This window comes from Serratia sp. CY31944, from assembly GCF_052169175.1.
GTDB classification, from domain to species: domain Bacteria; phylum Pseudomonadota; class Gammaproteobacteria; order Enterobacterales; family Enterobacteriaceae; genus Serratia; species Serratia sarumanii.
The window spans coordinates 169,496-183,312 of record NZ_JBJNLG010000007.1 but is presented as its reverse complement, the minus strand read 5'-3'; the positions used below and the strand labels follow the sequence as shown (position 1 = coordinate 183,312).

Below are 13,817 nucleotides of genomic sequence, written 5' to 3'. Positions count from 1 at the left end.
AAATAAATATCGATAATTAAAAGCTATTTTTAATTAAAAAAATCTATCTAATGTGTATTTATTAGGTTTTAAAACTGTGTTTTTGTACTTTTTAGACATAACATTTCATTTTATGGGTAAGGGATGTAAATTTGTTCCCACTGATACGGGGCGCCAAACGCAGCGTATTAGCCACCGAGGCAACGCATAGAAAATACTGCCACATTGCCCCGGTGACTTATGGACTTAATTTACTCCACTGCTTACTAAGGAATGTAAGGGATTTATATGAAACTGAATAAAATCATGCTGGCTGCCGTTATGGCATTTGGTGTTTCTACTGTGGCAAACGCCGCTGTTAAAGACCAGGGCCACGGTAAAGTGACCTTCAGCGGTTCCATCATTGATGCACCTTGCTCGATCGCCCCTGAGTCTCTGGATCAGACCGTCGAACTGGGCGCTATTTCCAACGTGGCGCTGAAAAGCGGCGGTAAATCCACCCCGCGCAACTTCCAGATCAAACTGGAAAACTGTGAGCTGACCTCCAAGGATCCAGGCAAGAACAACACCGTAGCGTTGACCTTCAGTGGCTCCGCTTCAGACGTTGATGCCAAACTGCTGGGCATTACCGGTACTGCTAAAGGTGCAGGCATTGCCATCACCGACGGCGCCGGCGCTACCATCGAGCTGGGGAAACCATCTAAAGCGCGTGAACTGCAGAACGGCGCCAACACCCTGAGCTTCGCCGCTTACCTGCAGGGCGCAGCCGCGTCGACTGCCACAATCGTCCCGGGTGAATTCCAGTCCGTTGCCGACTTTACCCTGGCTTACCAGTAAGTCGTTACCCGACGAAATACGTGTGATTATCGGGCATGCGGGGTAACCCGCATGCCATTTACAGGGAATCGTTATTTCACGGGAAAATTAAATGAATTGTCGAATAAGAAAAACAAGGGCGCTTTGCCTATTGTTGGTGTCGTTTTGTTTTGTTTCGCAGGCTATTTCTGCTTCGCAAGGCGAAGGGCGCGTCAATATGCAAGGCGCTATTGTCGATACCGCTTGCGCCATCGCCACGGAAAGCCGGGAACAAATTATCGACATGAAAAATACGGCGTTGGTGGACATTACACGCGGCGTGCATGGCAAAAGCGTTCCATTCAGCATTGAGCTGGTTAACTGCACGCTTGAACGCGCCGATAAAAAACAGCCGGACTGGAAACAGTTTCAAATTACCTTTGACGGCCATGCTGATGGCGAGGCATTCGGTATCCACGGCGATATCTCTGGCGTGGCGTTAAGAATTACCGATGCCAATGGGAATATTGCCCGGCCGGGCAGGCCATTACCTCCAATGGAGATTATTCCCGGAAATTACCAGCTGAATTTTACCCTGATGCTAATTGAGAATAATCAGCCGCTTAAAGCAGGGAGTTATTTTTCTTCGGTGCGTTTCAAAATGGATTATTACTGAGACGACCGTTACCCACAGGGAATCTGATAAATAAAAGGTCTGGAACATGATGTTTTTGCCTGCAGGGAAGCCATTTCGTTTTCATATTCTGAGCGTCAGTGTGGCGCTGGCGTTGGGGTTCGCCGGCGGAATGCCTGCGGCGCAGGCGGAAGAGATCCAGTTCAACACCGACGTGCTGGACGTGAACGACCGCAAAAATATCGATCTCAGCCAGTTTGCGCGCGGTGGCTTCATTATGCCCGGCAGCTACAGCATGGTGGTACGCCTAAACAAGAGCGATCTGCCGGAGCAGCCGGTGCCGTTTTACGCGCCGGATGACGATCCGAACGGCAGCCGCGCCTGCCTGGCACCGGTGTTGGTGGAGCAGCTCGGCCTTAGGGATGAGATGCGCGACAAACTGCGCTGGTGGCATCAGGGCGAGTGTCTAGACGAAGCCAGCCTGCCAGGCATGGAGGCGCGTGGCGATCTGGCGACGTCGGCGTTGTACCTCAGCATCCCGCAGGCCTATCTGGACTATGTGTCGGAGGACTGGGATCCGCCGGCACGTTGGGACGAGGGAATACCGGGCGTACTGCTGGATTACAATCTCAACGCCCAAACCCAGCGCCAGCTGCAATATGGTGGGCAAAGCTACGGCCTGAGCGGCAACGGCACCGCAGGTGCCAACCTCGGTGCCTGGCGGCTGCGCGCCGACTGGCAGGCGAACGTGCACCACCAGACCGGCTCCGGGCAACCGACGGAGAAGCGGTTGGACTGGAGCCGCTACTATGCTTATCGGGCGCTGCCGGCGCTGCGCTCGAAGCTTACCGTCGGCGAGGATTATCTCGATTCCGGCCTGTTCGACAGCTTCCGCTTTGGCGGGATGAGCCTGCGCTCCGACGACACCATGCTGCCGCCCAACCTGCGCGGCTACGCGCCGGAGGTGGTGGGGGTGGCGAAGAGCAACGCCAAAGTGACCATCAGCCAGCAGGGGCGGGTGCTGTATGAGACCCAGGTAGCGGCGGGGCCGTTCCGCATTCAGGATCTGAACGACGCGGTGTCCGGCGATTTGGACGTGAAGGTGGAAGAGCAGGACGGCAGCGTGCAGGCGTTCAAAATGAGCACCGCCAGCATCCCGTACCTGACGCGCCCCGGTTCGCTACGCTACAAGCTGGCGGCGGGTAAACCGTCCGATTTCGACCACCGATATCGCGGGCCGTTGTTCGGCACCGGCGAGTTTTCCTGGGGGGTGAGCAACGGCTGGTCGTTGTACGGCGGCGCATTGCTGGGCGGCGATTATAACGCGCTGGCGTTGGGTATCGGCCGCGATCTGATGCTGCTGGGGGCGCTGTCGTTCGACGTCACCCAGTCGCGCGCCACACTGCCGTACGACGGAGAAACGCTGAGCGGCGGCTCGTACCGCCTCAGCTATTCGAAGACCTTCGACGAGCTGGACAGCCAGGTGACTTTTGCCGGCTACCGCTTCTCGGAGCAGAACTTTATGAGCATGAGCGAGTTTCTCGATGCTCGCGAGTACGGCCGGCGGTTCGGCAACAGCAAGGAGATGTACACCATCACCTACAACCAGCAGCTGCGTGACCTGGGGTTGAGCGCCTATCTCAACTACAGCCACCAGACCTACTGGGACCGGCCGGCCAATGATCGTTACAGCCTGACGCTGTCGCGCTATTTCGATCTGGGCAGCATGAAAAACTTGAGCCTGTCGCTGTCGGCGTACCGCAACCGCTATAACGAGCTCAATGACGACGGCGCCTATCTGTCGCTGTCGGTGCCGTGGGGCAACGGCGCCACGTTGAGCTACAACACCACGGTCAACCGTGACGACAACAGTCACCGGGTGGGCTATTACGACCGCCTCGACGAGCGCAGCAACTATCAGTTCAGCGCCGGCGGTTCGCGCAGCGGCGCCAGCCTGAGCGGTTATTACACCCGTGACGGCGATCTGGCGCGCATGACCGCCAACGCCAGCTACCAGCAAGACCGATACAGCGCGGTCGGCCTCTCGGCGCAGGGCGGTATGACGCTGACCGCCGAAGGCGGTGCGCTGCACCGCAGCAGTATGGCGGGGGGCACCCGCCTGTTACTGGATACCGAGGGGGTGGCCGGGGTGCCGGTGCGCGGCTACGGCAGCGCAGTGGCCACCAATCGCTGGGGCAAGGCGGTGGTGACGGATGTCAACAGCTACTACCGCAACAAGGCCAGTATCGATCTGGACAAGCTGGGGGACAACGCCGAGGCCACGAAGTCGGTGGTGCAGGCAACGCTGACCGAGGGCGCCATCGGCTACCGCAAGTTCGCGGTGATCGCCGGGGAAAAGGCGATGGCGGTGATCAAGCTGGCGGACGGCAGCGAACCGCCGTTCGGCGCCACGGTGTTGAACGCCCGCAAACAGGAGACCGGCATCGTCAACGACGGCGGCAGCGTCTACCTCAGCGGCATCAACGCCGGCGAGCGTATGACGGTGCATTGGGGAGGCGCGGCGCAGTGCGAAGTGCAGATGCCGACGCCGCTGCCGCCGGAGATGCTGATGAATACTTTACTGCTGCCGTGCCGGGCGCTGAGCGCGGGCGACGGCGACAACGAACACTGAATTTAGGAGTTTTGATGATGAACAACCGTAACGTTATCGGCCTGCTGGCCACCACAGCTCTGCTGGCCGGGGCGCTGGCCCCTGCTGCGAATGCTGCCATCGCGCTGGATCGCACCCGGGTGATCTTCGACGGCAGCGTGCAGTCGGTGAGCCTGAGCGTCAGCAACCAGAACAAGCAACTGCCGTACCTGGCGCAGGGCTGGCTGGAGGATGAGCAGGGCAACAAGATCCAGAGCCCGCTGACGGTATTGCCGCCGGTGCAGCGCATCGAGCCGGGCAAGCCGAGCCAGGTGAAGATCCAGGCTTTGCCGGCGGCGAAGATGCTGCCGCAGGACAGGGAAACGCTGTACTACTTCAACCTGCGGGAGATCCCGCCGAAGAGCAACAAGCCGAACTCGCTGCAGATTGCGCTGCAGACGCGCATCAAGCTGTTCTATCGCCCGGCGGCGATCGCCCCAGAGCGCAACGCGGCACCGTGGCAGGAGCAGCTGACGCTGACCAAACAGGGGGACAAATACATCGTCAATAACCCGACGCCGTACTACGTCACTATCGTTGATGCCGCGACGCGCAAAGGCGTGGAAGGCGCCAAAGGGTTCGAGCCGTTTATGGTGCCGCCGAAGGGGCAGATACCGTTGACGGTGAGCGCCTTCAGCGTAGGCGGTAGCCCGGTGTTGACCTACATCAACGACTACGGCGGCCGGCCGCAGTTGAGCTTTAACTGCAGCGGCAGCGCCTGCACGGTGACGCCGGAGAAGAAAGCGTCTTAATGCAATACACAGCGCTGGGTGCCTGAGGAGGAAAAAATGGCAATGAAAAACGTCAAAGCGCGTGAGTGGGCTTATGCATTGAGTGAACTGCGCTATTACGCCGCCTTGGGGGGGCTGGTGCTGATGGCGCCGCTTAGTCTGACGGCGCTGCTGTGGCTGCTGCCGGCGGCCAACGCCGTTGACAACTGGGATGTGGATGGCGCCAACGGCGTGCTGTATATCAGCGGGGCGCTGACCGAGAGCGCTTGCCGGCTAGAGATGGACAGCGCGCGGCAGGATATCAGCCTGGGCGAGGTAGCGACCGGTAAGTTGGCTGTTATGGGCGCGCGCGGCACGCCGGTGGCGTTCGAGCTGCGGCTGCACGACTGCCTGCGCGGCCCGGCGGTGAGCCGGGATGAACGCACCGGGGCGCGACTCTGGGCGCATGACCAGCCGGCGATGCGGGTGGCTTTTAATGCCCCGGCCGACGCCGATAATGCGCAGCTTGTAAAGGTTCAGGGCGTCAGCGGTATGGGGCTGCGCCTGCTGGATGCGCATGGCCGCGACGTACGGCTGGGCAGCCGCGGCGCGCCGTTGTGGCTAACGCCGGGCAGCAACGTACTGAGTTATAGCGTTATGCCTGAGCGCACCGTGGCGTCGCTGAGGGCCGGCACGTATCGGGCGGTGGTGGATTTTGCTCTGAGTTACGACTGAAGGGAGGAATAAGGCATGTGCGCAACGCGGCAATCGTTACCGAAAAGAACAGGATGTAACGGGAAATGGGCGCTGCTGGCCGTTGCCCTGGCATCCATTCCGGCGGCAGGGCTGACGGCGACCGCACCGATCGTCATCTCTGGCTCGATCAACGCCAGACCCCAGTGCGTGGTCAACGACAATCAAACGATACGCGTGGCGTTCGGCAACGATTTGATCACCACCAAAGTGAACGGTGTGAACTACCTGCGCACCATTGATTACACGCTGGAGTGTAAAAACGCCGGTCAAAGCGTGATGAAGATGAAGGTGATGGGCGCGACGGCTGCCTTCAACAACAGCGCGATCCAGACGAGTAAGGCCAATTTGGCCATTTCGCTGCGCGCCAACGGTAATCCGTTGCCGATCGGTTCCTGGCTGGCCTTCACTTATCCCAATAAGCCGGTATTGCAAGCGGTGCCGGTCAGCGGTGGCACATTGGCCACCGGCGGGTTTAGCGCGGCGGCGACGTTGATGGTGGAATATCTATGAAGCGCAAATTTGGCCTTTTGGTCTGTGTAGTGGCCCTGTGGATCCAGCAGGGCAACGCGTTGGCGGGTGAGGCGGCGATGGCGTTCAGCGGCACGTTGAATGCCCCACCACCTTGTGTGATCAACAACGGCCAGCGCATCGACGTCGATTTTGGCGAACAGCTTGGTATTAGCCAGATCGACGGGCAACGTTACCTGCAAAACGTCAACTATCGCATCGACTGCGAGCCTGGCGGCAGCGGGCAAACGCTGGGGTTAACGCTGGTGGCCGCCGCCAGCGGGTTTGACGCCGCCGCTGTGCCGACCAATGTGCCGGAGTTGGCCATCCGGCTGCTGCTGGCGGGCAATCCGTTTGTGCTGAACAAACGTGTGGCTATCGATTCCGCTAATCCCCCGAGGCTGCAGGCTGTGCCGGTCAAACGGCCGGGGGGCGCCCTTAAACCTCAGGCATTCAGCGCCCAGGCTACGTTATTAGCAGACTATCAGTAGGCAGTAGGAGAGTTGAGTCTCTATGTTGATAACTTAGTATTCATATCATTTGAAAGATATTAAGTTCCGAATAGGATTTATCATGAATTATAAATTTTGGGGTTTTTTATTTTGTTTTTTTCTAGTTGGTGGGGGGTATTCGGCTTCTACGTATGCCAAGCTAAATATGCTGATTGACTGGCAGTACGATGAAAGTAATGAATTGATGAACTTTACGATAAGGCAAGCTTATTATTTTGGTGATGATTATAGAATGACGTGCAGCATAATGTCACCTTGTACCATTGCAATGACCTACTCTGCAAATTTGGGTTATCCGTGGAAGTATAAAATCAAAGTGTATGGGGTTTCATTGCCGATGAGTGATATTGTCTATAGCCTTAATAAAGATCTTCCTGTTTCTGGGAGTATGCCGGTTGTTAATGCAAGTAATATTTGCTACATGGTCGCTATGTTAAGAGGCGATAATAGCGAGAGGGGATATTATTTGGGTTCCACTTGTGATGGTAGCATTAATCCGCCGGAACCCCCAAAACCACAGGTCTCATGTTACATGGACGGCAACATTTATTTGCGTCATGGCTCAATTACCGATAGTGAAGTGGCCGGCAATCGAGCCGAGAGCACTGCCTATGTTTACTGCACTGGGGACGCCAAAGTGAAGGTGCGAGCCCTGAGCAGCGTTGGCAGCGACAGCTATATGGTGAATCTGCGTGCCGACGGCAGCCTGAAATCTTTGCTGAGCGTGAATGGTACCGCCGGTAATGGCGGGATAACGCTGGAAGTACCGGGAACGAGGGGGGCTGCTGTAACGTTCTCTTCGCTGTTGATTCCATCGGGAACGCTGACGCCGGGGGATTTTTCCGGTTCAGCGGTGGCGGTGATCGACATTATGTAATGCCGGTCGGTAACGGCAAACGAGAACGGTAAGGAGAAAGCAATGTTAGGGATAACCAGAGCGGCACATTGGTGGTCTATCTGCATGGGGCTGCTGTTGGCGGGCGCGAGCGGTAGCGCATTGGCGGCCGACAATATGTATTTTCATGGTGCATTGGTGGCGGAACCTTGCACGCTGCGGCCGGGCGATGAGGACATCCGTCTGGACTTCGGTTCGGTGATCGATAAGTACCTGTATACCTATGGACGCACACCGGGGAAGGCGTTCAATCTGGTGCTGCAGGATTGCGATCTCAGCCTGGGGAAAACGGTGAAGGTCACCTTTACCGGTGCTGAAAGCGCCGCGTTGCCGGGGTTGTTGTTGCCGGATGGCGGCAGCCCTCTCGGCATTGCGCTGGGCATCGAGACGATGGCGGGCTCGCCGGTGGCGCTGAATAAGCCCAGCCAAGGATATGCGCTGGCCAACGGCAGCAACAGTCTGCAACTGCAGGTGTATATCCAGGGTGAGCCGGCGGCGATCGCACAGAAAAGCATCGGTCTCGGTGTTTTTTCTTCCGTTGCTACTTTCGCTTTGGAGTATGAATAGAGCGATTTATTTAGTCACGAGCAGTATCTTTTTCTTACGCAACGATATCACTAATGAAACTGCGGGCTTTAATGACGGTTCTGGTTATTCGTAATCAGATTTTTGGTTTTTTTTATTAATCAGCTTAATTTATTTCATCAGGAGGTAGTAATGAACTCCGTCAACATTATTATAGATGACGAAAACCGCTATTTCTCCGCGGGTTTGCGCCACAGCATTACGGAATATGCGCAGGTCAACAAGAAGTCGGTGTGTTTTTTAACGCCGGGGAGTTTGGTACGCCCCGATATCGTGCTGACTTCAGTACGGCGCCGGGCCCAGCGCTGGCGCCGGATGAGATACGGGGCGTCGGCGGCACCGGTTGTTACGATTAAGGAACGGCCGGTTAAACTCGTTGATGAAGTACACCGCGTGCTCTACCGCTCAGACGATCAGCGCCGTCTTTTTGAGTTGCTGACTGAAACCTTGTCCGGCGTTCAATATCCAGTGAATGAACGCCGCGCGTTGACCGCGCGTGAGCGACAGGTGATGGGCTATATGCGGCTCGGGTTTGATCAGTCGCAGGTGGCCAAAATTATGGGCGTGAGCGTTAAAACGGTGCATAGCCATAAGCGTTCTGTCATGGGAAAGTTAATGCTCTGTCGTAATCATGAGTTGCTGTATTGGCTTTTGTCGCATGAAGGAGAATTATCTTAACCTCAACGAGGGATTTTCTATTTCCTGTGTTTTGTTAAATTATGGTGGGTAAAGTCTAGCGTATCGAGGCATTAATTAATAAATACTGCTGATATTTTTTTAAAGTTTATTAGTTGAACGTAATTAATTACGCTCAGGCGCCCCCATGCCTCAGGCACGCGCCGGTAAAATAAATCGGTGAATCAAGGGAGTTTAGTTATCTCTGTTGTCTCGCCGGTTTTTGTTGTGAGAGGCGGGGAGTTTTTTGCCAATGCGTGTTACCCAACGAGCAGGGATGGCCCTGCTTTTTTTCGTCCTTTGTCGACCAGGGCTGTTAATTTAACACTATTGATAACTTAGGGAAATAATACCACGCTGATACCGATAGAGGGGCGCCACTGTTATGTCGCGCTTCTGTGCCGGGTAGCACAGGGAGGTCATGTGGATTGGTTGTTTCTGGCAGTATTTCTTTTTTTTTTGAGTCTTTATTCATTTTTTCAGCATGCAAAGCGCATGAAGAAAAGACGGCTAACTATTCAGGAACATATGACCGGCAGGAGAGTCTGGCGGTGGTGGGACTAGGTTTGCTCTGTCAGGTGATACTCAGCTCAGAATAATGAAACCCGCCTTTTGGGCGGGTTCTCTAAATAGGGCGACCGGACTCGGACAACCGGCGCTGGCGCCGCGTTGAACAGCGCTTTAGCGCTGGCCCGCAGGGTGAGGCCTTTGGCCGAATAATCGAACGCAGTTCGATGGAGAGTCCTGGCCCTGAAAAGCAAAAACCCGCCTTTTGGGCGGGTTCTTTAAATATGGTGCCCGGACTCGGAATCGAACCAAGGACACGGGGATTTTCAATCCCCTGCTCTACCGACTGAGCTATCCGGGCAACGGGCAGCATTAAACCGTATTGGCCGATGGCCGTCAACGGCTTTATGCATGAAAGGCGTTAAAATGCGTCCGGTTGCTGGCTTTTCAGGCAAAGGGCGCAAAAATTGCGCCTGTTCAGGCTATCTCCTTGGGCTGACGGCGCCGCAAGCGCGGCTCGCCTAGCTTAGCGCCCCGTTGCGGCGGCACTGCGCCACCTGCAAGATGTCTTCCGCCAGCCGTTTGGCGACCGATACGTCCTGGAGCTGGCGTTTTACCAGCAGTTTGCTCAGGCAGCCTTCCTGAATCAATTCCATTTGCTGCGCCACCATGTCGGCGTCGTCGGCGTCCATTTCGCGCAGCAGTTCGCGGGTCAGCTCCAGCGAGGTCAGCTTTTGCTGCTCCGCCAGCTGGTGGATCGGATGATCCGTTTCCGGGAAAAAGCTGCAGGCGGCGATAAACAGGCAGCCGGGATAGCGGTCGTGCTGCACGTATTCCGCCAGCACGTCATAGCGCGCCAGCAGTTTTTGCTGCGGGCTCAGGTTTTCATCCAGCAGCAGCTGGCGGCGCCAGGTGTCGATCTGTTGGCCGTGGTAGCGCAGGCAGTCGTACAGCAGCGCTTCGCGATCCGGCCAGAACCGTTTGAGATCGCCGGGCTGAACGTCGAGTTTTTCCGCCAGCATCTCTAATGTGGCGGTCGCCAGGCCCTGTTGTTCCAACAGGCCCAGCGCGGTATCAAGGACGTGTTCACGTTGCACTTGTGCTTCCTCCCATTCGCTTCCGATCTTCAGTGTCAGTTATCGCATCACTTTCTGCAAATGCGCGTTGAAGGCTTCTGCCTTCATAAAACCGGTGACCCGCTCGGCCGTCAGCTCCTGGCCCGCCGGATCGAAGAACAGGATCGTGGGTAACCCCAGTACCTGCAAATGTTTCAGCAGCGCCGCCTGTTCCGCGCCGTTGGCGGTGACGTCCGCCTGCAGCAGCACCGCGTTGGCCAGGCTCGCCTGCACCGCCGCATCGCTGAAGGTGTATTTCTCGAACTCTTTACAGGCCACGCACCAGTCGGCGTACAGATCCAGCATCACCGGCTTGCCGCGCGCCTGTTGCAGCGCCAGATCGAGCTGCTCGACGTTGTTGATGCGGGCAAAGGCCAAGTGTTGTTGAGCCGCCTGCTGCGCCTGATCGGCACCAAAGGCCCAGTCCTGCAGCGGCCGCGCGGCGATCACCGCCGCCGCCAGCAGCAGAAGCTGCAGGGCGCGCGCCCAACCGCGCGCGCTTCTCAGGCTCAGAGCGAAGGCCCAGCCGAAGAACGCCAGGCCGAGCAGGCTCCACAGGCGCATGCCCCACAGATCGCCGATCACCCGCTCCAGCAGGAACACCGGCAGCGCCAGGATGACGAAGCCGAAGGCCTCTTTCACGTACTGCATCCACGGGCCGCTGCGCGGCAGCAGGCGGTTGCCGAACAGGGTGACGATCACCAGCGGAATGCCCATCCCCAGCGCGTACAGGTACAGCGTGCCGCCGCCGGCCCACAGGTTACCGCTCTGGGCGATATACAGCAGGATGGCGCTGAGCGGCGCGGTGGTGCAGGGCGAGCAAATCAGCCCGGCCAGGGCGCCCATCAGGAACACGCCGGTCAGCGAGCCGCCGCGCTGGGTGTTGCTCCAGTTCGCCAGCCGGGTTTGCAGCGCCGAGGGCAGCTGCAGGGAATAGAGGCCGAACATCGACAGCGCCAGCGCGATAAACAGCACCGACAGGCCGATCAGCACGTAAGGGTGCTGCAGCGCCGCCTGGAACTGCAGGCCGGCGGCGGCCACCACCAGCCCCAGCAGGGTGTAGGTGAGCGCCATGCCCTGCACGTAAACCACCGCCAGCGCCAGAATGCGGCCGCTGCTTTGCGGCCGGTCGCGGCCGAGGATGATGCCGGAGATCAGCGGGTACATCGGCAGCACGCACGGGGTGAAGGCGATGCCGATGCCGATCAGCAATGCCCACAGCGGCGAGAACGGCAGGCTGGCCGGCGTAGTGGGCTGTTCGGTTGGCGCAGGGGCAGCCGCCGGGAGCGGGGCGACATCGCTGGCACTGACCGCGTCCAGCGGGATGATGCGGGTTTCCGGCGGATAGCAGAAGCCTGCCTCGGCGCAGCCCTGATAGGTGACGCTGAGGCTGGCGTTGGCCGCCGCCTGTTGCAGCGGCACCTGCAGATTCAGCTGCTGTTTGAAAATCGCCACTTCGCCGAAGAACTCGTCCTTGTGGCTTAACCCTTCGGGCAGGGTAAAGGCGCCGAGCGTCGCCTGCTGCGGCACCAGTTTGATCTGCTGGCGATACAGGTAGTAGCCGGGGCGGATCTGCCAGTTCAGCGTCACCTGGCTGCCTTGCTGTTTGAAATCGAAGGCGAAGGCCTGATCGACAGGCACGAACTGGCTGCCGCCCTTCGGCGCGAACAGCGAAGCCTGCGCTGCCTGCGGCAGAAAGAACAGGCTGCACAGCAGCAAAATCAGTTTAAGGAAGCGTTGATCCATAACAGGTAGTCTTTATCTCCGGCCATCACCGGCAGCACCAGCAGCTCGGGCGTCTGGTAAGGGTGATGTTGTTTCAGGGTGTCGAGCAGGGCCTGCTGACGGCGGCGATCGCTTTTGAACAGCATCTGCACTTCGTATTCCTGTTCCAGTTTCCCTTCCCAGTAATACAGCGAGGTGGCGCCGGGCAGCAGCGTGGCGCAGGCCGCCAGCTTATCGCCCAGGACCCGCGCCGCCAGTTCCTGGGCGCTGGCTTCATCGGGTGCGGTACAGAGTATGACGACAGCTTCGCAATCAGACATCTTCAGCCCTCTCATCGGTTCGAATGGGCAACTATACCCTGAAGGCGGATTGGCTAGAAGGCGAGTTTATCGCCAGAAGGAAAACCGGGGCCGCAGCCCCGGTCGAAGCGTTACAGCATGATGCTGCCGAGCAGGAAGCCGAATACCACGGCGAAAATCACGCCCATGGTGCCGGGAATGAAGAACGGGTGGTTGAACACGAAGCGGCCGATGCGCGTGGTGCCGGTATCGTCCATCTGCACCGCGGCGACCAGCGTCGGGTAGGTCGGCAGGATGAACAGGCCGGAGACGGCGGCGAAGGAGGCGACGGCGGTCAGCGGCGACACGTTCAGCGCCAGCGCCATCGGCATCAGCGCCTTGGCGGTAGCGGCCTGCGAGTACAGCAGCGCCGAGCAGAAGAAGAAGATCACCGCCAGCAGCCACGGGTGCGCCTGAATGACGCTGCCGGCCGTCTCTTTGATCCAGTCGATGTTGGCCTGCACGAAGGTATCGCCCAGCCAGGCGACGCCGAGGATACAGATACAGGCGCTCATGCCGGCCTTGAAGGTGCTGGAGTTCAGCACCATGTCGGTGTCGACGCGGCACAGCAGGGTGGTCAGCGTGGCGACGCTCAGCATGATGATCAGGATGGCGTTGGTGGTGTTCATCAGCGGCTTGGCCACCAGGCCAAGACCCGGGCTGTTGATGATGGCGTAAGCCACTACGCACAGCACGCCCAGCAGGAACAGCAGCACCGAGGCTTTGGCGCGCGGTTTGATCTCCAGCGCGTTGTTGCCGCGCAGGGTGATCAGGCCTTCTTCCAGGCGTTTCAGGTACACCGGGTCGTTAGACAGCTTGGAGTCGAACAGCCAAGTCACCAGCAGCGACATCACCAGCACGGCGCAGAAGGTGGACGGGATCACCACCATCAGCAGGTGCAGGTAGCTGACGCCGTGGCCTTCCATCACCGAAGACATATACACCACCGCGGCGGAGATCGGTGAGGCGGTGATGGCGATCTGGGCGGACACCACGGCGGTCGACAGCGGCCGGCAAGGCTTGATGCCCTGTTCTTTCGCCACTTCGGCGATCACCGGCAGCGCCGAGAGCGAGATGTTGCCGGTGCCGGCGAAGATGGTCAGGAAGTAGGTGACGATAGGGGCGAGAATGGTGATGTGCTTGGGGTTCTTGCGCAGCAGCTTTTCGGTCTGCTGCACCAGGTAATCCATCCCCCCGGCGACCTGCATGGCGGAGATCGCCGCGATCACCGCCATGATGATGGAAATCACGTCGAAGGGAATGCTGCCCGGCTTGACGCCGATCAGCGCCAGAACCAGAACGCCCAATCCCCCCGCGAACCCGATACCGATACCGCCCAACCTGGCCCCTAAAAAGATGGCCAGCAGAACGATAACCAATTCTACGGCTAGCATAGTGTTTACTCCTTAAAATGAGAGAAATTGAAAATCAAAC

14 protein-coding genes and 1 tRNA gene are annotated in these 13,817 nt (G+C 58.2%); 10 read left to right on the top strand and 5 right to left on the bottom strand.

Going from position 1 to position 13,817, the window contains the following annotated elements:
• Positions 1-267 precede the first annotated feature (267 nt).
• The 10 genes from ACJ8IN_RS10825 (at position 268) to ACJ8IN_RS10780 (ending at position 8,701) form a co-directional block, all read left to right on the top strand.
• Entirely contained in the window at positions 268-816 is a 549-nt protein-coding gene (locus tag ACJ8IN_RS10825) for a fimbrial protein (RefSeq protein WP_047569691.1), read from the top strand.
• 91 nt (positions 817-907) lie between these two features.
• Complete coding sequence (locus tag ACJ8IN_RS10820) at positions 908-1,450, top strand: fimbrial protein (RefSeq protein WP_308325358.1); 543 nt, start codon at positions 908-910, stop codon at positions 1,448-1,450.
• A gap of 46 nt (positions 1,451-1,496) precedes the next feature.
• Positions 1,497-4,040 carry an outer membrane usher protein gene (locus ACJ8IN_RS10815; protein ID WP_308325359.1) on the top strand — a complete coding sequence of 848 codons (2,544 nt, stop codon included), beginning with the start codon at positions 1,497-1,499 and terminating at the stop codon, positions 4,038-4,040.
• A gap of 14 nt (positions 4,041-4,054) precedes the next feature.
• Entirely contained in the window at positions 4,055-4,810 is a 756-nt protein-coding gene (locus ACJ8IN_RS10810; RefSeq protein WP_094859885.1) for a fimbria/pilus periplasmic chaperone, read from the top strand.
• A 36-nt stretch (positions 4,811-4,846) separates the two neighbouring features.
• Positions 4,847-5,503, top strand: coding sequence for a fimbrial protein (locus tag ACJ8IN_RS10805; protein WP_373275754.1), 657 nt, complete (start codon positions 4,847-4,849; stop codon positions 5,501-5,503).
• 15 nt (positions 5,504-5,518) lie between these two features.
• Positions 5,519-6,034, top strand: a complete 516-nt coding sequence (locus tag ACJ8IN_RS10800; protein ID WP_060422748.1) for a fimbrial protein — start codon at positions 5,519-5,521, stop codon at positions 6,032-6,034.
• Positions 6,031-6,522 carry a fimbrial protein gene (locus tag ACJ8IN_RS10795; protein WP_047569686.1) on the top strand — a complete coding sequence of 164 codons (492 nt, stop codon included), beginning with the start codon at positions 6,031-6,033 and terminating at the stop codon, positions 6,520-6,522. Before ACJ8IN_RS10800 ends, ACJ8IN_RS10795 begins: the two co-directional genes overlap by 4 nt.
• An 82-nt stretch (positions 6,523-6,604) precedes the next feature.
• Positions 6,605-7,420, top strand: a complete 816-nt coding sequence (locus tag ACJ8IN_RS10790) for an MrpH family fimbial adhesin (RefSeq protein WP_308325360.1) — start codon at positions 6,605-6,607, stop codon at positions 7,418-7,420.
• A 42-nt stretch (positions 7,421-7,462) separates the two neighbouring features.
• A complete protein-coding gene (locus ACJ8IN_RS10785) occupies positions 7,463-8,005 on the top strand; it encodes a fimbrial protein (protein WP_052133467.1) in 543 nt (180 codons plus the stop codon).
• Positions 8,006-8,155: 150 nt separating this feature from the next.
• Entirely contained in the window at positions 8,156-8,701 is a 546-nt protein-coding gene (locus ACJ8IN_RS10780) for a helix-turn-helix transcriptional regulator (protein WP_047569681.1), read from the top strand.
• 789 nt (positions 8,702-9,490) lie between these two features.
• Here ACJ8IN_RS10780 and ACJ8IN_RS10775 read toward each other — a convergent pair.
• The 5 genes from ACJ8IN_RS10775 to ACJ8IN_RS10755 all read right to left on the bottom strand — a co-directional run bounded on the left by ACJ8IN_RS10775 (position 9,491) and on the right by ACJ8IN_RS10755 (position 13,777).
• Positions 9,491-9,566: transfer RNA gene (locus ACJ8IN_RS10775), tRNA-Phe, on the bottom strand.
• Between the two features lie 160 nt (positions 9,567-9,726).
• Positions 9,727-10,302: a division control transcriptional repressor DicD gene (gene dicD / locus ACJ8IN_RS10770; protein WP_033636761.1), complete on the bottom strand. Its 576-nt coding sequence runs from the start codon at positions 10,300-10,302 to the stop codon at positions 9,727-9,729.
• Between the two features lie 39 nt (positions 10,303-10,341).
• Positions 10,342-12,066, bottom strand: a complete 1,725-nt coding sequence (locus ACJ8IN_RS10765) for a protein-disulfide reductase DsbD (protein WP_308325361.1) — start codon at positions 12,064-12,066, stop codon at positions 10,342-10,344.
• Positions 12,042-12,365 (bottom strand): divalent cation tolerance protein CutA, encoded by a 324-nt coding sequence (gene cutA / locus ACJ8IN_RS10760; protein ID WP_004929657.1) that lies wholly within the window; start codon positions 12,363-12,365, stop codon positions 12,042-12,044. Before cutA ends, ACJ8IN_RS10765 begins: the two co-directional genes overlap by 25 nt.
• A gap of 110 nt (positions 12,366-12,475) precedes the next feature.
• The gene (locus ACJ8IN_RS10755) at positions 12,476-13,777 is read right to left on the bottom strand and encodes an anaerobic C4-dicarboxylate transporter (protein WP_041037552.1); all 1,302 of its coding nucleotides are present in this window, start codon (positions 13,775-13,777) and stop codon (positions 12,476-12,478) included.
• Positions 13,778-13,817: the final 40 nt, after the last annotated feature.